The following is a 22,805-nucleotide window of genomic DNA, read 5'->3' as shown; positions in this document are numbered from 1 at the left end:
AACTGAGTGTAAACCGCTTTTTAATGATAATTCTGTTTTAATATAGTTACGGCTTAATAATCTGGGTATTTTTCAGGTTACCGTTGCGATCATAGGTGTACTGGTACGTAGATGCTACTCCGTCTTTACGGGATATCGTTTTGCGAAGCAATCTTCCATTCGAATCGTAAACATACGAAGTAGTGTAAGCGGGTTCTGAAATAGTAATACTGTCATGCCAGTCTACTTGGACAGGAGAAGTCCGGTTTACTTTATCTCCAACACCCAATTGACCATTAGAGTTATCCCCCCAAGTGAACAATTCATTATCTACGGATAGAGCGACGCTATGATTACTTCTGGTGCTGATGCTTTGAATCTTCACCGATTTTCCGAGAGTATTCTTGAATTCAAGCTTCATCGGAGAGTTACTATAAGAATTCCACTTAATACCCGCTTGCCCACTACTATTACTTCCCCAACTCCAGACTGTACCGTCTGCACGTAAAGCCAGGGTGTGTTTATCACCGCTCTCAATGGCTACGACTTGATCCAGAAAACCTTTTCCATACTGTCCCACAACCTGTACAGGAGCAGAACGGGTCTGCCTTGTTCCGTCCCCCAACTGTCCTTCGTTGTTCAGTCCCCAGCTCCATACTGTTCCGTCGGACTTTAAAGCTACCGTAAAGTATGTACCTGCACTGACATCCTTGATTTTGTTAAAATTAGCACCTAAATGTACCGGAAAAAAGCTCCTTGTAATGTTTGACCCAGCTACACCCAACGATCCAGCGCCATGATCCCCCCATGCCCAGAGCGTACCATCTTTAGAAACTGCAACAATATGACTAGTACCAGACACTAATGAAGTAATACTGGTCAAATAACCAGCGCCATTAGGTCCTTTTACTTGAGTAGCGTATTTTTCAGAACCTGAATTTATACCATTACCCATTAGTCCATTAACGTTATCTCCCCAACTCCAGACTGTTCCATCACCACGAATTGCAAATGCATTGTATGTCCCACCGTGGATGGAAATGACATTTGATAGTCTCAGATTGGAATTTACAAGTACAGGTGAAGGTATCTTCCCATCAAGATCTCCGATTCCAAGCCAACCATTGCCATTAGAACCCCAAGCCATTATTTCACCCTCAGAATTCAAAGCTAACGTTGAACGAGAAGAACCGCTAATTTGAACAGGTTTTACTGTCACCGAGCTCGCTTTCTTCGGAAATGGATCATCCGCTAATGTGGCTTCCTCTCTGCCTAATTGTCTATAACTGTTAGATCCCCAACTCCAAATTGTCCCGTCTGAATCTATAACTCCTGAAAAATTACCTCCCGTATATATCATTGGCTTTTTAGATGTTAGCTGATCCGCATAAATTTTAGCGGAAGGTTCAAATACAACGCTTCCCACAACCAGTATAACGAGTAATAGATTAATAACTCTATTCCACTTCATCGCTTTCTTCATCTCCTTATTTCTGTCTCAAACACACACATGACACATAGTTACTTTACGTAATGCTTCTTCTGATCCAGTAAGCCTTTCATCTCCATTCTTCTTAGAATTATCTGATTATGCCCGAATAATGATCCATTCGTAAATAGGTGTATTTTGTATTTTCATGTAGGATTATGACGAATAATATACAACTATTAAATAAAAAAACTTTATTTTATAATTTTTCCGTTATATCTCATATTTCCTCACTCTAATCTATCTAAATTATGTATCGATTAGCTTAAGTTTTATATTCAATGAGCAACAGTTAGCAAAGGGTAGACTCTTCAATCTCTTCAGTGGCCGTATAAAATCTAATGCTATCCAAATTCTCTGAGTAAAGAAATAATTGCATTTATAGATCAGCTTCCATCAACAAATGAAACGTCTAAAAGGCTCTTTTAGTCTTTAGATTTCTTAAACTCATAATAAAGGATGGCCAAATACAGTACCGATCCTGGAAGATAGGTCACAAAGTACACCTCTTTAGGTGCAATTCCCATGGGCGCCAAGATTCCAAAAGATATCCAAACAAGGGCTACTATCTTCAACATAGCCGATTTAGACAATACCAATCCTCCCTTCTGTAAAGCGGTGACAACTAGATTTATGCATGCTTAGATTACTCTCCATACATTGCATCCTCTAATATTGCTTCTAGCTCAGCTCGTATTTCATCGGGTGTCATTGTTTCAACCGGCTTGTACTCGCCATACTTATTGTAGTCTCCACTATCATCATACACTGGCGTTTTCTCCATGTAAGTATCTGTACTTTGCGTGTTTCCACTATAGGAGTCGCTTTCTCGAGATGATGATTGTTTTTGTTCAGAGCGGTAAGATGCGTATGAGTCCTTTACCATCTCTCCGTTTTTGTACAGTTTTATGTAATCATCGAAGCTTATCATTGGATCACTGCGTCCTTCTTCATATGATTCGTGGGTATATTTGTAATATGAAACCAAGTCAGCGTTGTGACCGGTATAACTTCTAGGTATAGCATAAAGTGATTCAAGTGATTTCTCATCTTCTCCGTCCTGTCCATATACATGGTACATGGCGTACTTGTACATCATCTGAATGTCTTTGCTTGGATTCGAAAGTTGATCCACAAACTTAGCTACCTCAAGGTATTGGCCAGTCGCTAGATATCCATTAATGGTGGACCAAACCTGATCATCTTCAGGCATGAGTTGAGCTGAAGATTCTCCTTTACTAAACTCATAAGAGTACTCAACCATTCTTCCCCATATCTCGTCATCCTTCACATACTCTCCGGACAGATTGATGCCTTGTTCACCTATAATCTCTTTCACATTTTGAGGTTGTACATTGGCTGTAGGTGTAGTGATTGAGACAATATACTTACCATCTGGAAGCCCCTTCCCGCCTGAAGTAAACAGCTCACTTTGAAACATACTGTTATAAACGTAGGCCTTCGACTGAGCGCTGTATCCCCCTTCACTCTTCACGGATAACATCAGTTCCATATCTGCCGGCAGATTCGTATTACCACTAATCGCGAGTCGATCATCTCTATCGAATTCTGCATTCACAGATATCTCCACCTGGATGGGCTGCTGTTGCTCCGTTTTTATCTCTTCAAGTTCCACTTGTTCAGACTTATCGGATGAACATCCTGCAAGAATCATTAGTAGTGCACTTGATAACATAAACATTCTTAAATACTTCATATGTATTCTCCTTTGATATTGCTTCGGTAATTTATGCTAATGTTTGGTGTACCAGACATCCAGACATTATTGTGATTGGGTTCAAGCAAGAAAAAGCCTCACTAGTCAAACTGACTAGCAAGGCATACGCTCAATTTCAAAAGCTTCCCAACCAGGTGTTCCAAGCTTCTTTATTTGACGGCTTACCAGAATCATTTAATTTCATGTATTCAAGTAATTGGTCCAAGTTGTTTGAATGGTTAACTCGATAATCCTGTATAAATTGCAACATTGCTTTGTAAACAATTAGATCTAGTGGAGAGTACATTGGGGAATCCGTTGCTCCGCCATCTCCATTACCATTTCCTCCACCGACCGGTACTTCAGGAGGGGCAACAGTCACAGCGTCTGCTGAAGTAAACGTACCCGTATCTCCAATATAGGTAGGATAACTAATCGCAATTTCTCCAGTAAGGCTATTCCCAACTCGACCGATGTTCGGTTTTTCAAGAGTCGTTATTTCTCCGCGGCTATTCAAAATTCCCTTTAAAGCGGGGATCGTCAAGCGTGTAGGGAATGTTTTTGCATATGATAAGGGTTTGTATTGGGTGCTTTGAGATACATCTGTAAAAGTTGGTCTTACTGTTTGGAATGTTGGTCTGATTCCTAATTCTTTCACCACTGCATAGTAAGCAGCGAGAGCGTTAGGGAATTTTTCATTTGCTAAAGCCTGAGGTAACGTGAAGGGAACATTGAAGCTCACCGACACACGGCCCATTGTATCTACACTTACCTCTAAAAGGATCATGTCTCGCCCAGTAGAAGTACCCATAAAGCCAAGATCTCCAAATATGTTATTTCCGTAGTTCACCCTAGAAGCTAGAATAATAGACTTTACAGTTGCAACTTTGACAATTTTATTTGCTTTAATTAGTGCTCCCGCACCGAAATATTCATCAAATTTTTTCACAAGATAAATTTGTGCATCTGAGTCCCATTGAAGACTATATTTTCTATTTGTCCCCCAAAGATCATCTAAACCCTTGATTGAAGACGTAATAGCGGCTTTTGTAGCCGCATCCGCATCTTGCCAAGCCTGTTTTCCAAAGTCATGCACTTGCTCCATAATAGCGGGTTCAATACCGGTTGCGTTCTCCGCTGCTGCAAGGAGTGCTGTTCCACCCCACTGCATGATAGCACCCGCTTCCAGTTCACCAGAAGCAAAGTCTCTACTTGCAGCCTCCGCTTTTACTTGTACCGCTACCACGAACAATAGAATAAACACGTTAAAAATAACAAAAGTCCTTTTAAAAAGATTATGCTGTTGATGTTGCACTTGGTATTCCTCCTAGTATGTATGTCTCGTTAGATCATTGAAATTCTATAACATTCTTATACTACCACCAACCTCTCCAGCAGGATAAATCTAACAGCTTTCACATTATCTCAGATATAACTTTTAGAGTAAATACGTCTTCCAATTGAAAATCCACTCTCCCATTGTTATAAAGTGTCAGACACACGCAGCATGTAGGTTAGGCTTTAGCAGCAACCGGTGCCTAAAGCATCTTTTCATAATCTCTATTGGGAAATTATCCACCCTATCTCTCCAACTGATTCCCATGGAATGCCTTCAAAAGAAAAGCCCGATCCGGAACGTTCAACCGTTCATAGGATTGTAGATACTCCCTGTTGTCATATGGAACGCCAATGAATTTCACGTCCACTTTGCCCTCTTGGAGATCCACGATGCCATATCTGGCAATGGCAAGATCGTTACAGCCTAAAGCCCCCGGATTCAGATATACTCTTTGATCTGTCTTATAATAATGAAGAATATGATGATGACCAAAACAAACCAAATCATGGGCCGTTCCCTGATACTTCGCGTCCAATTTGGTTCCGGATGGTTCTTTATCGATGACATCCAACTTGTCGTTGCTCATATGATAGTGAGTCAGAAGGAACCGACGTCCTTCTACCTCTTTTTCAACGAATTTCGGTAGAGCTTGTATTCTCTTGATCGATTCTGCACTTAGATGTTGACCAATCCATTCGTGGTGCTCAGCTATGCCTTTATGCCCTTCTAATGGCCCCTTATTCTGGAGCAAACTCAATACGGCTTCTTCGTGATTCCCCGAAATCGCTATCATATTTTTACGGCTGTACAGCATCTCAATCACTTCATTGGAGTAAGGGCCAATGCCAATCATATCCCCCAAACAAAATGTATGCTCAACTCCCCCTCTGGAATCGATATCAGCCAATACCGCTTGCAGAGCAGGAAAATTCCCATGAATATCGGTTAAGATGGCAACCTTCATTGTGACTCCTCCTCAGGAATATACATCGTCTGAATCTCCTGTACGCCCGGAATAAAGCCCAGATTCAGATACACAGACTCGGCATCATTCCCTTGCATCACATACAATCGCAGCACGGGATACTGACCCTTGAGCGCACTCAAGGCTCTCTGTAACATCAGTGTAGCAAGCCCTCTTCCTCTATATGCCGGCCGAACCCCTATGCTATATACGGCAGCCTGATTATCCTGCAGACAAAGACGACAGTTGGCAATCAGCTGCCCCGTTTCCTGATCGTATACAAGCGTGGAGGCTCGAGTTAGAATCTCATTTGTATAATTAGGGTCATCACTTGGAATAAAATCTGCAAGCGTGGTATGTTTCCTTCGTGTAGCCTCAAGACTTCCTGCAAAACTCTCCAGGTCACATTGAGCAATTTCATCTTCATTCACATATTTTCTGGTGCCGGTTTCACTTTCAATAATCTCTGGACTCTTCACGGTTACCCTGCTGTCCCATTCGATGTCAAAATAATCCGTAGGCCGCTGCATCCAGCGACATCTGAACTCCACTGGCCAGAACCTGCTCGTGCGAACAGATCGACTTGGTCCGGAAGAATCTCAAAGGTCAGAATGCGTTTGGTGCGATCCGACCACTGTATTAATTTATGCTTCAGAAGTTTCAATATCTCAAAGCTCTGCTGGAATGGCGGAATAAAAAACAAATGATACATCCGGTTTGGCTCCATTCTCACGCCACCTATTTTGCTTTCCCCCTTGTAGATCCAGTACGCACTGATCTTGGAAGAACTGAACTCTTCTTCTCTGAAAAATCCGACATAACGCATATCATAATAAACCGTGCAATATAATCCCCATTCGGCAAAATCAGCTCTGCGAATCGAATATTCATCCGACAGATCATATTGAAGTATATCTGCTGACCATTCCGTTAAACTCATACGTCATACCTCCTCAATTCTAATTACATGTACAGCAATTAAAGAACCTTTCGATACGCCACCCCGTGAACATGAAATAACACATGCTCCGCTTCCAAACGTTCAAAGAAATCCAACATGTCCTTAAACGGGTTCTCGAAATACGAAGTCAGGTATGCAAGCTCTGGCGTTGTTTTTATAAAATTGTAAAAAAAGTAGGGGTCCATGTTGCCCACATCTTCTGGTCCACCAAGGGAAACCTCCAATGTCTGACCAGTTTCTGTATTCTTGAACATACAGTGCTCGCCGTGAACATCAAAATACCAGTTGCCCGTTAATTCTTCTTTTCCATGGATTACATCCGCATTAGACAGCAAATGGTACGCCCCTGCAAGAATTGCCGTCCGATCAGGCTGATCGGTTTCCAATATCAATTGGTCGATCAATTGCCGCGCGATTCTTTGGTACATATCCATCACAGCCAACAATTCTTCTGTAATTTCCTGCGTTATTGATTTCATCATTTCAGATCCTTTGCCTTTCAAATGAAGATGAACTGCCAGACCTTGCGGTTAGCAAATTTAAAATAACGTAGCCAAAAAGTTGAACCGTAAATACAATGGCGACAAACTCAACCATAATGCTGTTCGCTGCATTGAAATCATTCACAAGATCCACGAAGATCTTCCCAGGACGGGATAATACATCCCACGAATTCCACCGATTAAATCTGCCAATGTAGACTCCTATACTGCTCAATAGCAGAATAACGCCCACAACCACCATGCTAACGTACTTATGTACTAATTTGTTTAACATGCCGTGGATTTGAATAATCGAACAAGTTGAGAGCAGCAATCCGATGATCGCTACAGCAAACGTCAAGGTGAGTCCATACCAAAAATCAATATTAACCCAAAACCTGACCTCCCCTTGAGCATCAAAATATCGGAATGAGTGCAGGATCTCTGTAAAAAGGTAGGCCGCATTGGGCAGAAAAAAGAGCCATACTCCACACATCAACCCTATACATATCGCGCTCATTTTTGTTACTTTTTTATTGAATATGTACCCAATGCAGGATGAGATGATGAAGGGTACCCATGCCAGGAACATATCCCAGCTTAAAAAGCGATACATATTCGTATCCGTTTGGTGACGTAAATACATCACAGCACCTAAACAACAACAAGTAGCCACGAGCAAGGTAACAATGAATCGGAGATCTTGAACCGGATGTTTGTTATCTTTCATTTTGCGCTGTCTATTTCCTCTCCCTGATGAATGAATGTTATAAATACTTTTTAAATGCCTTGCTGGATTCTCCGTTGTACCCCAATTTCGTATAAAAATGATGTGCTTCGTTTCTAGATGATCCGCTTGTCAGAAACACCTTTACACAATTTTTCTGCACACACACCTGCTCTACATATTTCATCAATTCAGAACCATATCCCTTGCTCTGCACTTGTTCCGTAATGATAACCCGCTCAACTACACCGAAGGGTCTATTTTCCACCAAAGCATCCAGACAAATATGTAAATGAGCCGTGCCGATCACCTGATCATCCAGTTCATATACGAACAAGAAACTGTTTGGATTATTCCGCACCTCTTCAATCCGCTCTTCCAGTACCTTTGTGTTTACGTTGTTTGGCAATAATTCTGTATACAGCCTTTCGATAACCGCTGCATCCCTGGCTTCTGCCTCTCTTATCATCGAGCTTGCCCTCCCTATTACATCACTTGATAACTTAGAATGATATCACCGTTGTCCTCGAATTCACCCGTATCCTGAAACCCGCAACGCTTATACAGCGTATTTGCCGCAATATTATGCGGGACATGGGATACCCTGATTTGCCTGCAATCACTTCTATCTTGCAACATCCGAATCACTTCTTGAATAGCAAGTTTCCCATAACCCTTCCCCTGGTACTTCTCATCCATCATGAAGCGCAGAATCCAGTAATACCCGTCATTGTAAATCTCATTATCAAACAAAATAAAACCGACCATCTGATCCTCTGCAAAAATGCCATATGGTTTGGACGTAATCTCCTTTGTCGCATGAATCAATGAATCGGCATTGCTTGCGACCAAATCGAGCTGATCTTCCCGCGGTTTAAGGTTAATGCACTCGAGTTCATTTTCTTTGGTTACAGGTTGTAGCGTCACTTGCTCCATATCCACAATCCTCTCTCCTTGCAGGCTTATTCACTAGATTTTCTTGATCAATATAATCTCCAAGGGTTGTGTATCCAGCAACAGAGCTCCTGCATCAACATATCCCAGCTTTCGATAGAAGTGTTGGGCATGTTCGTCTGATTGCGTTGAAGTCATCACGGTATCGAAGCCTTGTTGCTTCATTAGATTTTCCCAGTGATGCACCACTTTTTTGCCAATTCCACCGTTTCGATAGGGTTCATCAATCCAGATCATATTCATGAAAGGAAGGTTGTCCCAGAAGTAACCGTACCTCAACCATCCAATTCTTGATCCCTCGTCCTCGTTCCAAAGGATGAATATTTCTTTTTCACGAATCTTCGTTTTCACAAGTGCCTGATGGATATGCCGATCTCTATCCAAGATATAGTCGTAGTCCGCTTCCGTCGCATATTCAATCTTCATACGTATTGCTCCCTTCATTAACTACGTCCATCATAACCCAAAATGTGGTAGTTGCGAACAGTTCCTTCCTCTTTTTTTCCATACCAAAAAACCACGGTTTCCCGTGGCTGTACCCGCTCTCTATTCCTCAATTCGCTGTCGATCCGCTCACCAATTGCCCCATGTGCCATACGGCCTGCCGCGCAGATCGCCGTGCAACGGCTTCCGCCGAACAACTTGCATGCACCAATACAAAACTCGCGGTGTCTCCCACCTTCGGCCATACCTGTTGCCCTTGTGAATCCAGCGGTGTGATCCCCCCTGTAACGAATGCCAGAGATTGAGACAAGGACAATTCATCGCTATATCCGTATAGTTCTGCGAAGCGTCCCGCTTTCTCAAGCAGATCCCCATTGCCAAAAGGAGACCAATGATCCGTCAGGCTGTCTGTCGCCAGCTTCACGTTCACGCCCATACGGTGGAGCATGGGTAGAGGCATCATCGTTCTGCCAATGGGCACCGTGGAAGCAATCCTCATGCCAAGCGAAGCCATTCGCTGCGCCATATCTTCTGCTTCCTGCTGCTCTGCGCGGGCAAACCAGAACGCATGACTTACCGTAACTTTGCCCTGAAGCCCTGCTGCTTCAGTCAGATTAGCGAGTTCCAGCAGTGTTTGTTTACCGGCCTGCCCGCCATCATGCAGATGTATGTCTATACCCGCCTGGTGCTGAACAGCCAGTTCAACCATGGCATTCAGTGATTTTTCGATATCTTCGTCCACGGTATGCGGATCAAGTCCACCCACATGTGTCGCACCTTCCTTCATCGCTTGGTCCATAAGCTCCACTGAATTGGAGCGAAGCAGTCCATGCTGCGGGAAAGCTACGATTTCCGAAGAAATTTTGCCCGAAAATGATTCCAAAGCCTGTCGCGTCGCTTCCAGTCTTTTCAACCCACTGACGGGTTCAATATTGCAATGACTACGTACATGAGTGGAGCCATACCCCTGGATCAAGGTCAGAATACGCTCCGCTTGAAGCTTTGCATCTGGCAGCAGCTTGGGCAACAGAACCTTCTCTTCCTCAATACGATCGAAAATACTGGAGATCCGTTTAACCGCTGTCCACGGCCTATCGTAGTACGTTTTATCCAGATGAATATGTGACTCCTCGAACGAAGGCAGCAACAACAGTCCCTTGCCATCTACTTGTGGCAGATCGCTAGACAGCGGGTTGTTTCCTTCCACAATCGCCGCGATCACTCCATCTTCAATCCGCAGATGACCAGGGCTTGTCCGAGTCCCTGTCACCTGTTCCCCTTCCCGAACATAACTCCGCTCCAAAGTCACATTTGTTAACCAATACGCCTGCTTCATCATGTCATCCCTCTTTTCTCACCCGACATTACGTCTTCCGGATACTGATTGATCTATGATCCATGGTACCATACCGTTTCATCGTGCAAAAATACGTAAAACGTTGGTGTTCCATATGCGGAACGTTTGTATTACGCTACATTAATACATGCAAAAAAACAGACACAATGAAGTGCCTGCCCTGTCCATATCACCTTAATCTTCTATGTCCCTCTTCCATTAAAAATGAAACCGCGCATGCCCTCCATCGGTCACGCCTTCAATCTGTTCGATATCCAGCAGTCTGCGCTTCATCTCCAACCCTCCACGGAACCCGGTCAGCTTGCGATTGGCCCCAATAATACGGTGGCAGGGTAACAGAACCGGAATCGGATTGGCCCCATTTGCAGCCCCAACTGCGCGCACAGCCGAAGGTCTTCCAATCGCAGCAGCGATGTCACCATAGGTCCGAATTTCACCATAAGGCACACGCCCTAGCTCTCCCCATACCTCCTGCTGGAAGTTCGTTCCGATCAAGTCCAGTGGGATGGTATCTGTATAAGCCATCGATTCCCCTGCAAAATACGACTGCAACCAGTCCATCATGCCTGTTTGTTTCAGCGCATGTTCGTTCTCTTCCAGTTCCACGCCCGGTGCAATTTTCTTTAACCAGCCGTTCCAGTCCTCCATTGTTTCGTTGGGCATGACCACTCGGCACAATCCTTGTTCCGTAGCGATTAGCACCCATGGTCGACCGTCCAACTGCATCGTGGTGTACATTAACTTTTTCCTCATTCGTTTAACGCCCTCTCCCCAGTGAAATGCTTCATGTTAGGACTAGGAGATACTCTGTTTCTTCACCTTACGTTTCATACTGCGGATCATCTGCTTGTTCTCCGGATCAACGCGATACGATTCCGTGATTTTCTGAAGCGCCTTATTATACGTAAAATCGTCCAAGGAATTATGCTTCAGATAACGCAGAGTCACCTCAGGTTGTTTCACATAAGCCATCGAGATGGCCCATGCAACCGCCATTTTCACATAATAAGCTTCGTGTCGAATCTGATCCAATGCGATTAGAACCCGATCAATATATTTCTCATCCAGATAAAAATTCAACAGCATTACTACGCCAAAGCGGATTTCGTATTCCTGATCTGATTTCAGATACGGCTGCAAGAATGCCCACATCGGCTCCGAATGCACCTTCGTATATTTCAGTCCTGCACAGAAGCTGTCGCACACCGACCAGTTGTCAATCTTCGGTACAAATGTCTCGATAGCCTTCAGCAGCTCGTCCAGATCCGCCTGAACATGTCCAATGACCATGGCTTGCAACATCACTTCTTCAAAATATTCATCGTCTGCCGTCTCCAGATACGTGCGCCAGTCCCCGGCAGCAAGCTGCTTGGCAATCTTTCGTAAGGCCGGCAACCTTACACCTAGTACATTCGTGATGTTGGGAATCAGTGCAGCCGTGAATTTCTGATACTCCGGCTCAACCATGCTGAGCAATTGTGTTCTGATATCTGCTTCCACTAGCGCATATCCTCCTCGCCTGTTGCTGTACAACAAGTATATCCTTGCAGCGGCTGTTTGTAAGCCCATATCGAATGTTTGAGCAAGATTACAATATCATTTTGGGTGCGCTCTTTTCCCTTCATTTGTTTAACCGCCAACCGATTTCGTTTAAAAATATGAAGCTAACCGTTTAGAAAGGAGTGTCGAGATGAACGGACCTCATACCAAGAAAGATTTCTCCGTAGAGGAGATCACCGAACAACTCGTGCAACATGTGCAATCCCGGAACCTTCCCGATTTCTATAAATTGGTGAAAGAACTGCATCCCTACGACCTCTCACTCGTATATAAAAAGTTCCCTGAAGAAGAAACCAATCGGTTTCTGCTCTTGTTCAAACCCGATGCTCTGGCCGATCTCGCCGAGACCCTAAAGCTGCAAGAACAGATTCAATTGTTTGAACGACTTGGGCCGGAACGAACACTTGAAGTCATGCAGCAAATGGACAAGAGTGATCTGATCCGGTTCATGCACGATTTGCCTGCCAAACGCAGAGAAGAATTGCTGTCCAACATGAACCTGGACCACTCTGCCATTATTCGGTCTGTACTGAATTATCCGCCGGAGACAGCAGGGCGTATCATGACAGACCGTTACCGGACCCTGCTCTCTCACGAGACAGCGAAGGAAGCCTTACGGCAATCGCAAGGTACCATGCATATCTCCGCCTCCAGTTACCTCTATGTGACGGATGACGAAGGCAAACTGGTCGGTGTCGTGAGTTATCGGTCTCTTGCCTTGGCAGACGACAAGACCCAGGTTGAAGAACTGATGAACCGGCGGGTGATCCATGCAACGGTAGATATGGACCAGGAAGAAGCTGCACAGCTTCTGCAGCGTTATGAGTTTATTGCGCTTCCGGTAGTGGATGAGAATCACAGGTTATGCGGTATCATTCAGATGGATGATGTCATTGATATTATTATGGATGAAGCCAGTGAAGATTTGGCCAAGATGGGTGGTGGCGGTAAGGATATCGACTTTGATACCAAACCACTTGTTGCCGTCAGACGCAGACTCCCCTGGCTCATTCTATTGCTACTGATTGGCTTAATCTCGGGAAGCATCGTGGATTTCTTCGAGGATACACTGAATCAGGTAGTCGCATTGGCATTCTTCATGCCGATGATCGCAGGTATGACGGGGAACACAGGAACACAGTCTCTGGCTGTTGTAGTACGCGGATTGATCGGACGCAAACTCGACAAATCCACCGTACTTGCACTGATTGGTCGGGAGATCAAAGTAGGTACCATGATTGGCCTGGTATGTGGATTACTGATCACCGTCATTGCTTATTTCTGGCAAGGGGACTGGCTGCTGGGCGCCATTATTGGGGTGTCTCTGTTCCTCACTCTTGTCATCGGTACACTGACCGGTACCTGTATTCCGCTTCTGCTTAGTCGTTTCAAAGTCGACCCTGCTGTCGCCTCTGGCCCACTAATCACCACATTGAATGATATCTTGTCCCTGTTTATCTATTTTGGAATCGCCACACGTTTTCTCGATGCCTTGATGTAAATCAAAGTGTTGCATATAGCAAAACAGACCTGATCCTGAGATCTAGGTCTGTTTTTTCATTTTATTTTTATCCCAGTGTTACGCTGATCTTTTATTTTTATTATAGATATCAAACGCTACAGCCAGCAGCAGTACCAATCCCTTAATGCCCTGCTGCCAGTCAATACCGAGACCAATCAGGGACATCCCGTTATTCAGCACACCCATAACCAAACCACCGATGATGGCACCAAATACCGTACCTATGCCCCCTGAAGCGGAAGCACCACCGATGAAGCAAGCCGCAATGGCATCCAACTCGAAGTTGGTACCCGCTCTTGGCGTAGCCGCATTCAGACGTGCGGCGAAGATCAACCCGGATACCGCGGCAAGTGTACCCATGTTTACGAACACCCAGAAGGTTACCTTTTTTGTTTTGACTCCGGACAGACCTGCAGCCTTCTCATTACCTCCAAGCGCATACACATGACGTCCCATAACGGTACGATTCATCACGAAGGAGTATACAACGATCAGGACAAACAGCAGGACCAGGATATTCGGAATACCTGCATAACTTGCGAGTACAAACGTAAACAGATTTGTCACAGCAGCCACCACAATCAACTTGAGCAAGAACAGTCCCTGTGAAATGACCTCGAATCCATATTTTCGCTGGGAACGGCGTTCCCGCAGTTCATTAACAATGTACCAGACGGTGAGCACAAGACCCACAATGATGGATACCAGACCGAAGCCTGAGAATTGAATGTCCGCCAGGAAGCCCGAGCTTATTTTCTGGAATCCACCCGGGAAAGGAGAGATCGATTGCCCCTCCAGCACAATCATCGTTAAACCTCGGAACAGCAACATCCCTGCCAGCGTCACGATAAATGCCGGAATCCGCACGTACGCGATCCAGAAGCCTTGCCATGCACCGATTAAAGCGCCAACCAGCAAGGAAGCGATAACCGCAAGCCAAGCCGGAAGCTGCCAATCCACCATCATAATTGCGGCAACGGCACCGACAAAGGCTGCAATGGAACCAACAGACAGGTCAATATGCCCGGTAATAATGACCAGCACCATTCCGATCGCCAGCACCAAAATGTAACTGTTCTGCAAGATCAGATTCGTAATATTAATCGGCTTGAGCAGCAGCCCGCCTGTCAGTACCTCGAACAAGAGCATAATCACTACCAAGGCAATAATCATGCCGTATTGACGGATATTATTTTTGAACAGTTTAGTTATCATTTCCATGCTTGCCGCCTCCAGACTTGGTCATATATCTCATCAACGTTTCCTGCGATGCTTGCTCCCGGCTGACTTCACCGGTGATTCGTCCGGCATTCATTACATAGATCCGGTCACACAGGCCAAGAACCTCCGGAAGCTCGGATGAGATTACCAGTACGCCCTTGCCTTCAGCAGCAAGCCGATGAATGATCGTATAGATTTCGAATTTTGCTCCCACATCAATACCGCGGGTAGGTTCATCCAGGATAAGAATATCCGGTCCGGCAAAAATCCATTTACTCAGCACCACTTTTTGCTGGTTGCCACCACTCAGATTACCGGTCTTCTGCAAAATACTTGGTGCTTTGATATTCATGCTTTTCTTCATCTCTTCCGCGACCAGCACTTCCTCGCGCTCGTTCACTACCGCGTTCCGCGTCAGCTTGCCGAGACCCGTTAAGGAAATATTACGCTTGATGTCATCCATCAGAATGAGTCCGTATTCCTTGCGGTCTTCTGTCACATAAGCAAACCCGTTCTGGATGGCCTCCGTGACGGTATTATTCTGGATCGGCTTACCATTCTTGATAAGCTGTCCCGTAATATTCCGGCCATAGGATTTGCCAAAGATACTCATGGCAAGCTCGGTGCGCCCAGCGCCCATCAGCCCGGCAATACCTACAATCTCACCACGTCTGATGTTCATATGGATCTGATCCAGTACTTTCCGCTCGGCATGATGTTCGTGATATACCGTCCAGTCCTTCACTTCAAGGATAATTTCACCTATGGTGGCATGACGCTCCGGATAACGACTGGTGAGATCACGTCCTACCATGCCGCTAATAATCCGGTCCTCCGTCACTTTTTCCTTCTTCATATCCAACGTCTCAATCGTCTTGCCGTCCCGTAAAATGGTTACGGAATCAGACACCTTGGATACCTCATTCAGCTTGTGCGAGATCAGGATACAGGCGATGCCCTGTTTCTTGAATTCCAGCATTAATTGCAGCAGATTTTCACTGTCGTCCTCGTTCAGCGCAGCAGTTGGCTCATCCAGAATAAGCAGTCGTACCTTCTTGGAGAGCGCTTTCGCAATTTCGACCAGTTGCTGCTTGCCTACCCCGATGCTGGATACCAGCGTGTTTGGATTTTCGCTCAGTCCCACCTTCGAGAGTAGCTCCCGTGTACCTACAAAAGTTTCCTTCCAGTTAACGATTCCTCTGCTGGCACGCTCATTGCCCAGATATATATTTTCCGCGATCGAAAGGTAGGGAATCAGGGCCAACTCCTGATGGATAATAACGATTCCCAGATCCTCGCTCTGCTTGATATCCTTGAACTCACATTTCTTGCCCTGAAATAAAATGTCGCCTTCATACGTGCCATGTGGATATACACCACTCAACACCTTCATCAACGTAGATTTACCTGCGCCATTTTCGCCACATATGGAATGAATTTCGCCTTCACGAACTTTCAGATTGACATTTTCCAGTGCTTTAACGCCAGGAAAGGTTTTGGTGATGTTCTTCATTTCCAGAATGATTCCGGCCATGGGGTGTGCTCCTTTCACTTATTATTTCAATCCAATTTCTTCCTTCGTGTAATACTGGGTACCCACGATATCCTGCTCCACATTTGTACGATCCACGGAGATAGGATCCAAGAGATATGCCGGAACAACCTCAATGCCATTGTTATATGATGTTGTATCATTCACTTCCGCCTGTTTCCCTTGCAAAATGCTATTGGCCATCTCTACCGTCTTCTCGGCTAACTTCCGCGTATCCTTGAACACGGTCTGGGTCTGTTCCCCGGCCACAATTGACTTGATCGAGGCAAGTTCGGCATCCTGTCCTGTAATAACGGGCAGCGGTTTGTTCGAAGTGCCGTAACCGATACCTTTCAAGGATGAGATGATACCAATACTGATTCCATCATACGGAGATAACACGGCATCCAGATGATCACCTGAGTAATAGGCACTCAGCAGGTTATCCATCCGTGACTGGGCCAATGCACCGTCCCAGCGCAAGGTCGCAATCTGGGCCATCGTCATCTGTTTGCTGCGTACAACCAGTTTGCCGGATTCAATGTACGGCTTCAGTACAGACATCGCGCCGTCGAAAAAGAAATAGGCGTTATTATCGTCTGGGGAGCCGCCAAACAACTCGATGTTATACGGTCCTTTTCCATCCTTGAGCCCAAGTTTTTGTTCGATGTAGGAGGCTTGAAGCACACCCACCTTAAAATTGTCGAACGTGGCGTAATAGGTTAAGTAAGGCGTATTACGAATGAGCCGATCATACGAGATCACTTGGATCCCTTCATCATGTGCCTTCTTGATCACATCCGTTAATGTGTTGCCATCCACAGACGCGATGACCATCACATCCACACCTTTGGTGATCATGTTTTCAATCTGTGAAATTTGATTTTCAACCACGTCCTCAGCATACTGAAGATCGGTTTTGTACCCCTGCTCCTGAAACAGACGGACCATGTTCTCCCCGTCTCCCACCCATCGCTCAGATGATTTGGTTGGCATTGATATACCGACATAGCCCTTTTCCTTGCTGCCTGGCCCACTCTCTGCCAGATTGCAGGCCGAGAGCATCAAGGTCATCACCAGAAGCCAGATGAGCATTGCTCCTTTTTTCATATGAAGTTCCCCTTTCCTCACATCAACGGTTCTGAATGAGTTATAAGATAACGCTTACAATGCATGTGGTACATTCTGTTGCTTGGTGTTCCTGTCTGAGACCAATGGTAGCATTGGAGATACTGCAAGGTCTTTGCACGTTTTGAACCTTTTTTATAAAAATTTAACTTTTGATGGAAACGCTTAAAGTACAAGTGTGATCCATGAGATACCATTCCAGAGTCAAAAAAAAAAGGACATGCTCCTCTTCGCTTCACACGAAGTAGAACACATCCTTCTTATTCATCATACGTCTTAATGATTACGTATTGCGGTTAGATCTGTTGAGGTAAGTCTTATGATTGGCCTCATATGCTACATATTATATTCGATTCACTGAAGGACGATAAGCCGTCCCTCCGTCTTTTCGATATTGCACAGGCGAAATGCCCATTGTTTTCTTAAACGCGGTGCTGAAATAATGCTGGGTGTCATAACCTACACGCTCAGCTATGGTGTGGATCGGAAGTGTTGTTGAGTCTAATAACTGTGTAGCCTTGCGAATGCGAGCATGTGTGACAAGCGTGACAAAGGAATCGTTCAGCTCTTTCTTCAGCACACGACTAAGATATACGGCAGATACTTGTAGACGGGAAGCAAGTGATTCCAAGGTCAGTTCCCGCTCGGCATACTCTTCGTGAATAAGTTGTCTCGCCCGGCGAACCAGAGGGGACAACTGCACTTCTTCGTATACCCGCTCACGGCAATGACGATACGTATCCGGCGTCTCCTCCAGTGTCCCTGCATGTGTCTCCACATGAGCATGAATGGCAATATTCAGGCAAGAGCTGATCTGCTGTTCCAGAAGGGACTCTATTTCTTCGGGTGCCTCCTGCCACAGACACATGCCGATCAACCCGCTTGCGTCCCGGAACAGAACATGCGGCAGTTCTGCCAAGAGTTCACTAATTATATTTTCCACTGCAAACAGAAACAACTGACGATCATTCTCTCTCAGTATCGTCTGACGCGCTTCAGCGGCAGGCCAGCGCACCATCCCAATCTGCACAGGTGGGACGGGGGGCAGACGCAAAAACACAAGCTGCTCTATCAGATCCTTCCCTTCCGCCTGCCCTTCCAGCCACTCCAGCAGAAATCGCTGGCGAAGCAGCGGGATATTACGTTCAATCTGATGGGCTGCCTGTTGTACATAAGCCGTCCTCTGCTGCTCTTCAGTAAGTCGCTGATGCAATCGCTCAAGTGCTGCATATAATTGCTCTGCTTGCACAGGCTTTAAGATGTAATCCTCTACGCCAAGACGCACCGCCTCCTGTGCATATGCAAATTCATCATGTCCCGAGATGATCAGATAACGACAGCCCGGGCACTTCTGCTGAAGGGCGCGGATTAGTTCGATTCCGTTCAGGAATGGCATGTTCATATCCACGAGAACAATATCCACCCCCAAGTCAGCCGCCCGTTCCAGCGCTTCCTCGCCATCTTCCGCTTCACCTACAACTTCCATCCCGAGCGTTGTCCAGTCAATGGCATCCCGAATCCCTTCACGAATGATCGGTTCATCATCCGCAATGAGCACGCGGTATTTCTTTGCCATGTGGCTATCCGGCGTAATCTCCATTACCTTGGTTGATTCGGATGTCTCATCTATCACAGTGGAAGTTGTCACGGTCGATTTTATGAATTTTCCCATTCATTCTCCTGCCTCTCTTCGTGATTGATTTGCTGGATGGGTGGGAGCTCTCGCATCAACGGATGAATGATGGTCACACGAGTTCCTTCACCTTCCTGGCTCTCCAGTGCAATACCGTACTCATCGCCAAAGGAGAGCCTGAGACGGGCTTGCACGTTCAACATTCCATAACTTTTGCCTGTCATCCCAGGCGAAGACGCTTCCAAACTTGCTAGAGGAGCTTCGAGCAGATGCTGCATCTCGGCAAGCCGCTCATTGGACATTCCTGCTCCATTATCCTGAACGGTCAGCAGCAGTCTGTTATGTTCCAATCTGGCCTCCACCCGAATGTGTCCTGGCCCACGTCTGCCCTTGATTCCATGATAGATTGCATTCTCTATCAGGGGCTGGAGCAGCAGCTTTAACACGAACAGGTCCCTGAGTTCCGCTGGAATATCCAATGTATACTGAAGACGATCACGGTATCGTGTCTGCTGAATTTGCATATAGCTGGTCATATGCTCAAGCTCAGAGTGCAGCGGAATGTAATCCTGTCCTTTACTAAGCCCTATGCGAAATAATCGAGATAACGCGCCAACCATGCCGGACACATCTTCTGCACCCTCTTTGCGTGCCATCCAATGAATCGTATCCAGGGTATTGTACAAAAAGTGTGGTTTGATATGCTCCTGCAAACTTCGCATTTCAGCGTCGCGCTTCTGCCGCTCTCGCAATTCATTTAGTGATATCAGTTGTCTAATCTGTGCAAGCATTCGGTTATAACTGTTGCCAAGCATGCCAATCTCGTCAGCGCGATCGCTCCAGCGGCCTGGTCTGAGATTGCCGGTCTCCGCCCTGCGCATATAGGACATGAGCCGGAAAATGGGCTGAGCAATCGAACGGGAGAACCATAAAGAAGCGCTCAGACCGAATAAACACACCACAAATACAAAGCTAACCACATAAAACTGGATCTGGCGTACTTCGGATATTGAGTCTCTTGTGGGAAATACCCCTACTGTTCTCCAACCCGTAAAGGTAGACGACTGATACATGAATAATAACGTTCCACCCTCTGTTTCGGCGGTAAACGTTCCACTCTCACCGGAGGGGAACCAGTCTGTGGGGATGTGTTCTATTAGCGGATGTTCAGGCTTGTATACACTTTTACCCTCTGCATCCGTCACCATCACATAACCGGATTTCCCCAAGGTTACATTACGGGCAGCCTGCGAGACCGACCTTAGTTTAAGATCAATCATAATAACGCCCCGTACACGTCCTGACGCTTCATCCGTTATGGAACGTGCAACCGATACAATCTCATCATCCTTGTACCGTACATGTGTTGTGAGATTACGCTCTTTTGGCTGACCCAATACCATGAAAATGCCAGGATTGGCCGACGCTTTTTGATACCATTTTTCCTGGATCAGGCTCTGTTCCGCCCGGGGATACATCTCGTTGCTAATATAGTCACCACGTTCATTAACAAGAACAATCCCGGCGATTTCAGGATACAACGTTGTGAACCCCTGCAAGGTTTGTTTGATGCCATATAACCGGTTTTGCTCCGTTTCAGCATGGGTGTCCATGTTCATTGGTTCCATGTCTGCATCATCGTTTGGTGGCATGTTATCGTCCATAAAAGCAGCAATATCCGGGTTAAATGCGATCAAATAGGTCATGTTTTGTAAGTTCTCCATTTTGCTGTTCAACGCTTCATTCACTTTGCCAATCAGCTGCATGGTATGCCCTTCAACCTGCCGCTCAACTACCCGCTCCACCGTCCAGTTCACAAGCAACCCGAGTCCTACGGAAGGTACAATGGCGAATAACAGAAAAAGCAGCATCAGCTGGTAGCGAAGGGGCATATTACGCAAGCGTAAACGCCGAATCCCATTCCTGAAAGTGGAAAAAATCGCTCTCCTGCTCCACGGCCTTGGACTCTTGAAATTCCCCATGTTATTTGGCATAGTAGTCATCCACATCGGATCGTGTCACCACAGAGATCCCTGTGTCTACCATCACGGGAAGCGGTGCATTTTCACCGGATGAAGAAGGGGCAGGAACTGTTAATTGGTGATGCAGATGGAACAAATATTGGAGTGACCAATATCCCATATTCCAGGTTCCCTGTGCAATCGTAGCTGAGATCGTACCATTCTTGATCATGTCCAATGTATCCTTGTTCGTATCAAACGAAATAATCTGCAATGGATGTCTGTCCCCCGAAGTCTGAACGGCTTCCCCCACTCCTGCTCCTCCGGTAGCTTCAGTTACAAAAATACCCGCCAGCTCCGGATGTTCCTTCATCATTCTCAGGGTTTCGTCTCGGGATACCATCGCATCACCGTGTCCATCTGCAACTTCAACGACCTGCATGGAAGGGTATCTCTCCTTGATTGTATCGCGGAAGCCCTTTGTCCGCTCTTCATGATTTTGTTGTCCTGGCGAGGTTACAACCGCGACCTTTCCCTCACGACCCAGCAGTTCAGCCATTTTATCGGCGGCCATTACACCCGACTTGTAATTATCTGTCCCAAGAAAAGAATAGGCCTGGCTACCAGGTGCATCCGCGTCAAATAATACCACAGGGATATCTGCGTCGATTGCCTTGTTAATCGCTGGAACTAGCGATTGCGGATCGATCGCAGATATGGCAATGCCCGCTGGTTTACGAGCGATGGCCTGCTCAATTACCATGGTTTGCTCCTTCGCATCATACCGGGTAGCACCGCGATATTCAACGGTCACGCCCAGCGCATCCCCGGCATCTTCGAAGCCTTTGAGCGGGCTCTTCCAATACTCCAGCCCGGACTGAAATGTAATCATGATGTACGTCTCCCCGATATCACCACGCAGCCCACGGTCCTCCCATGAACTGTTTACCTGACTGTTGTATTCGAATCTCAACACATACAACGCAAAGGCTGAGATTAGTAAAATGTATACCAGCAGCATTTTTTTCATTTCGTTCACTTCCTCAAGTAGTCTGATCACCGTGTACATCGTCTAAATTGTAAACGCAATCATACAAAAAGAAAACTACCCCTTATCTTTTAAAAGAAAGCTCCTGCTGCTAACGGTGTATCTGCTGCAATAATGTACTATATGATTTCTCCCTCTGAACGTATGATCATGGAACTAGACTACAGCCAGAGGAGAGCATCATCATTATGAATCTTGCATCTTTTTTAATCTACTGCATCGTTGTTACATTCACCCCCGGCCCCAGCAATATTGTAATTCTTTCTTCTACACAGATCGTTGGCGCACGAAAAACAATGCGTTATGTCTGGGGAGCTACACTGGCATTTGGTCTGTTGCTTGCCGCTTCAGCATTTCTTAATCACCTTCTTGCCGGCGTCTTGCCTGGAATCCTGAAGGTGATGCAGATTGTCGGCGGCCTGTACATGGTGTATCTGGCGTACCAGATCTACAAGATGGGTACCACCGAGGATGCACCAAAACAAGTTACCGGGTTCTGGAACGGTTTTATCATGCAATTTGTGAATCCTAAGGTGGTCTTGTTTACGTTCACGGTCATTCCCAGCTATGTATTGCCCTTTTATCAAAGTTCATTCTCATCGTTTATGTTCGTGTTGCTCATTACCTTCATTGGTTTTCTGGCCTATTCCAGTTGGGTTGTGTTTGGCACGGTTTTCAGAACGCTGCTGAATCGGCACCAAAAATTACTGAGTATTCTCATGGCCCTTTTTTTGTTATACTCAGCCATTATAGTATCGGGATTGATCTAAAGCTTGGGAGGTGTGCTG

At 45.8% G+C, this 22,805-nt stretch carries 22 protein-coding genes; 2 read left to right on the top strand and 20 right to left on the bottom strand.

What is annotated here, in order from left to right; genetic code table 11:
• Positions 1–46: 46 nt before the first annotated feature.
• From ACE3K2_RS16415 to ACE3K2_RS16350, 14 genes are all read right to left on the bottom strand, one after another.
• On the bottom strand, positions 47–1,450 hold the full coding sequence (locus ACE3K2_RS16415) for a hypothetical protein (protein ID WP_421892242.1): 1,404 nt from the start codon (positions 1,448–1,450) through the stop codon (positions 47–49).
• Positions 1,451–2,114: 664 nt separating this feature from the next.
• Positions 2,115–3,185 carry a hypothetical protein gene (locus ACE3K2_RS16410; protein ID WP_421892239.1) on the bottom strand — a complete coding sequence of 357 codons (1,071 nt, stop codon included), beginning with the start codon at positions 3,183–3,185 and terminating at the stop codon, positions 2,115–2,117.
• Between the two features lie 136 nt (positions 3,186–3,321).
• On the bottom strand, positions 3,322–4,500 hold the full coding sequence (locus ACE3K2_RS16405) for a hypothetical protein (protein WP_421892236.1): 1,179 nt from the start codon (positions 4,498–4,500) through the stop codon (positions 3,322–3,324).
• A gap of 265 nt (positions 4,501–4,765) precedes the next feature.
• Entirely contained in the window at positions 4,766–5,488 is a 723-nt protein-coding gene (locus ACE3K2_RS16400; RefSeq protein ID WP_421892233.1) for a metallophosphoesterase family protein, read from the bottom strand.
• A complete protein-coding gene (locus ACE3K2_RS16395) occupies positions 5,485–6,039 on the bottom strand; it encodes a GNAT family N-acetyltransferase (RefSeq protein ID WP_421892230.1) in 555 nt (184 codons plus the stop codon). Before ACE3K2_RS16395 ends, ACE3K2_RS16400 begins: the two co-directional genes overlap by 4 nt.
• Complete coding sequence (locus ACE3K2_RS16390) at positions 5,970–6,428, bottom strand: hypothetical protein (RefSeq protein WP_421892227.1); 459 nt, start codon at positions 6,426–6,428, stop codon at positions 5,970–5,972. Before ACE3K2_RS16390 ends, ACE3K2_RS16395 begins: the two co-directional genes overlap by 70 nt.
• Positions 6,429–6,466: 38 nt before the next feature.
• Positions 6,467–6,931: a DUF6896 domain-containing protein gene (locus ACE3K2_RS16385; RefSeq protein WP_421892224.1), complete on the bottom strand. Its 465-nt coding sequence runs from the start codon at positions 6,929–6,931 to the stop codon at positions 6,467–6,469.
• A 1-nt stretch (position 6,932) separates the two neighbouring features.
• The gene (locus tag ACE3K2_RS16380) at positions 6,933–7,523 is read right to left on the bottom strand and encodes a DUF1361 domain-containing protein (protein WP_421892974.1); all 591 of its coding nucleotides are present in this window, start codon (positions 7,521–7,523) and stop codon (positions 6,933–6,935) included.
• Between the two features lie 175 nt (positions 7,524–7,698).
• Positions 7,699–8,127 carry a GNAT family N-acetyltransferase gene (locus ACE3K2_RS16375; protein WP_421892221.1) on the bottom strand — a complete coding sequence of 143 codons (429 nt, stop codon included), beginning with the start codon at positions 8,125–8,127 and terminating at the stop codon, positions 7,699–7,701.
• Positions 8,128–8,144: 17 nt separating this feature from the next.
• The gene (locus ACE3K2_RS16370) at positions 8,145–8,594 is read right to left on the bottom strand and encodes a GNAT family N-acetyltransferase (protein ID WP_421892971.1); all 450 of its coding nucleotides are present in this window, start codon (positions 8,592–8,594) and stop codon (positions 8,145–8,147) included.
• A 33-nt stretch (positions 8,595–8,627) separates the two neighbouring features.
• A complete protein-coding gene (locus ACE3K2_RS16365; protein WP_421892218.1) occupies positions 8,628–9,038 on the bottom strand; it encodes a GNAT family N-acetyltransferase in 411 nt (136 codons plus the stop codon).
• Positions 9,039–9,165: 127 nt separating this feature from the next.
• Complete coding sequence (locus ACE3K2_RS16360; protein ID WP_421892968.1) at positions 9,166–10,392, bottom strand: amidohydrolase; 1,227 nt, start codon at positions 10,390–10,392, stop codon at positions 9,166–9,168.
• Positions 10,393–10,611: 219 nt separating this feature from the next.
• Entirely contained in the window at positions 10,612–11,166 is a 555-nt protein-coding gene (locus ACE3K2_RS16355) for a methylated-DNA--[protein]-cysteine S-methyltransferase (protein ID WP_421892215.1), read from the bottom strand.
• Between the two features lie 42 nt (positions 11,167–11,208).
• A complete protein-coding gene (locus ACE3K2_RS16350) occupies positions 11,209–11,913 on the bottom strand; it encodes a DNA alkylation repair protein (RefSeq protein ID WP_421892211.1) in 705 nt (234 codons plus the stop codon).
• A gap of 190 nt (positions 11,914–12,103) precedes the next feature.
• Here ACE3K2_RS16350 and mgtE point away from each other — a divergent pair, with 190 nt between their 5' ends.
• Positions 12,104–13,474, top strand: coding sequence for a magnesium transporter (gene mgtE, locus ACE3K2_RS16345; RefSeq protein ID WP_421892208.1), 1,371 nt, complete (start codon positions 12,104–12,106; stop codon positions 13,472–13,474).
• 78 nt (positions 13,475–13,552) lie between these two features.
• Here mgtE and mmsB read toward each other — a convergent pair whose 3' ends face one another.
• The 6 genes from mmsB to ACE3K2_RS16315 all read right to left on the bottom strand — a co-directional run bounded on the left by mmsB (position 13,553) and on the right by ACE3K2_RS16315 (position 21,999).
• The gene (gene mmsB, locus ACE3K2_RS16340) at positions 13,553–14,716 is read right to left on the bottom strand and encodes a multiple monosaccharide ABC transporter permease (RefSeq protein ID WP_421892205.1); all 1,164 of its coding nucleotides are present in this window, start codon (positions 14,714–14,716) and stop codon (positions 13,553–13,555) included.
• A complete protein-coding gene (gene mmsA, locus ACE3K2_RS16335; RefSeq protein ID WP_421892201.1) occupies positions 14,700–16,250 on the bottom strand; it encodes a multiple monosaccharide ABC transporter ATP-binding protein in 1,551 nt (516 codons plus the stop codon). The genes mmsB and mmsA overlap by 17 nt, the downstream gene beginning before the upstream one ends.
• Positions 16,251–16,271: 21 nt before the next feature.
• Positions 16,272–17,357 carry a multiple monosaccharide ABC transporter substrate-binding protein gene (gene chvE / locus ACE3K2_RS16330; protein WP_347397566.1) on the bottom strand — a complete coding sequence of 362 codons (1,086 nt, stop codon included), beginning with the start codon at positions 17,355–17,357 and terminating at the stop codon, positions 16,272–16,274.
• Positions 17,358–17,718: 361 nt separating this feature from the next.
• A complete protein-coding gene (locus ACE3K2_RS16325) occupies positions 17,719–19,047 on the bottom strand; it encodes a response regulator transcription factor (protein ID WP_421892197.1) in 1,329 nt (442 codons plus the stop codon).
• A complete protein-coding gene (locus tag ACE3K2_RS16320; protein ID WP_421892965.1) occupies positions 19,032–20,900 on the bottom strand; it encodes a cache domain-containing sensor histidine kinase in 1,869 nt (622 codons plus the stop codon). Before ACE3K2_RS16320 ends, ACE3K2_RS16325 begins: the two co-directional genes overlap by 16 nt.
• A gap of 91 nt (positions 20,901–20,991) precedes the next feature.
• On the bottom strand, positions 20,992–21,999 hold the full coding sequence (locus ACE3K2_RS16315) for a substrate-binding domain-containing protein (protein WP_421892194.1): 1,008 nt from the start codon (positions 21,997–21,999) through the stop codon (positions 20,992–20,994).
• A gap of 206 nt (positions 22,000–22,205) precedes the next feature.
• Here ACE3K2_RS16315 and ACE3K2_RS16310 point away from each other — a divergent pair, with 206 nt between their 5' ends.
• The gene (locus ACE3K2_RS16310; RefSeq protein WP_421892191.1) at positions 22,206–22,787 is read left to right on the top strand and encodes a LysE family translocator; all 582 of its coding nucleotides are present in this window, start codon (positions 22,206–22,208) and stop codon (positions 22,785–22,787) included.
• The last annotated feature ends 18 nt before the right edge of the window (positions 22,788–22,805 follow it).

Origin of the sequence: Paenibacillus sp., from assembly GCF_048976745.1 — a bacterium.
Classification (GTDB): domain Bacteria; phylum Bacillota; class Bacilli; order Paenibacillales; family Paenibacillaceae; genus Paenibacillus.
This window is presented reverse-complemented; position numbering and strand designations above follow the sequence as displayed.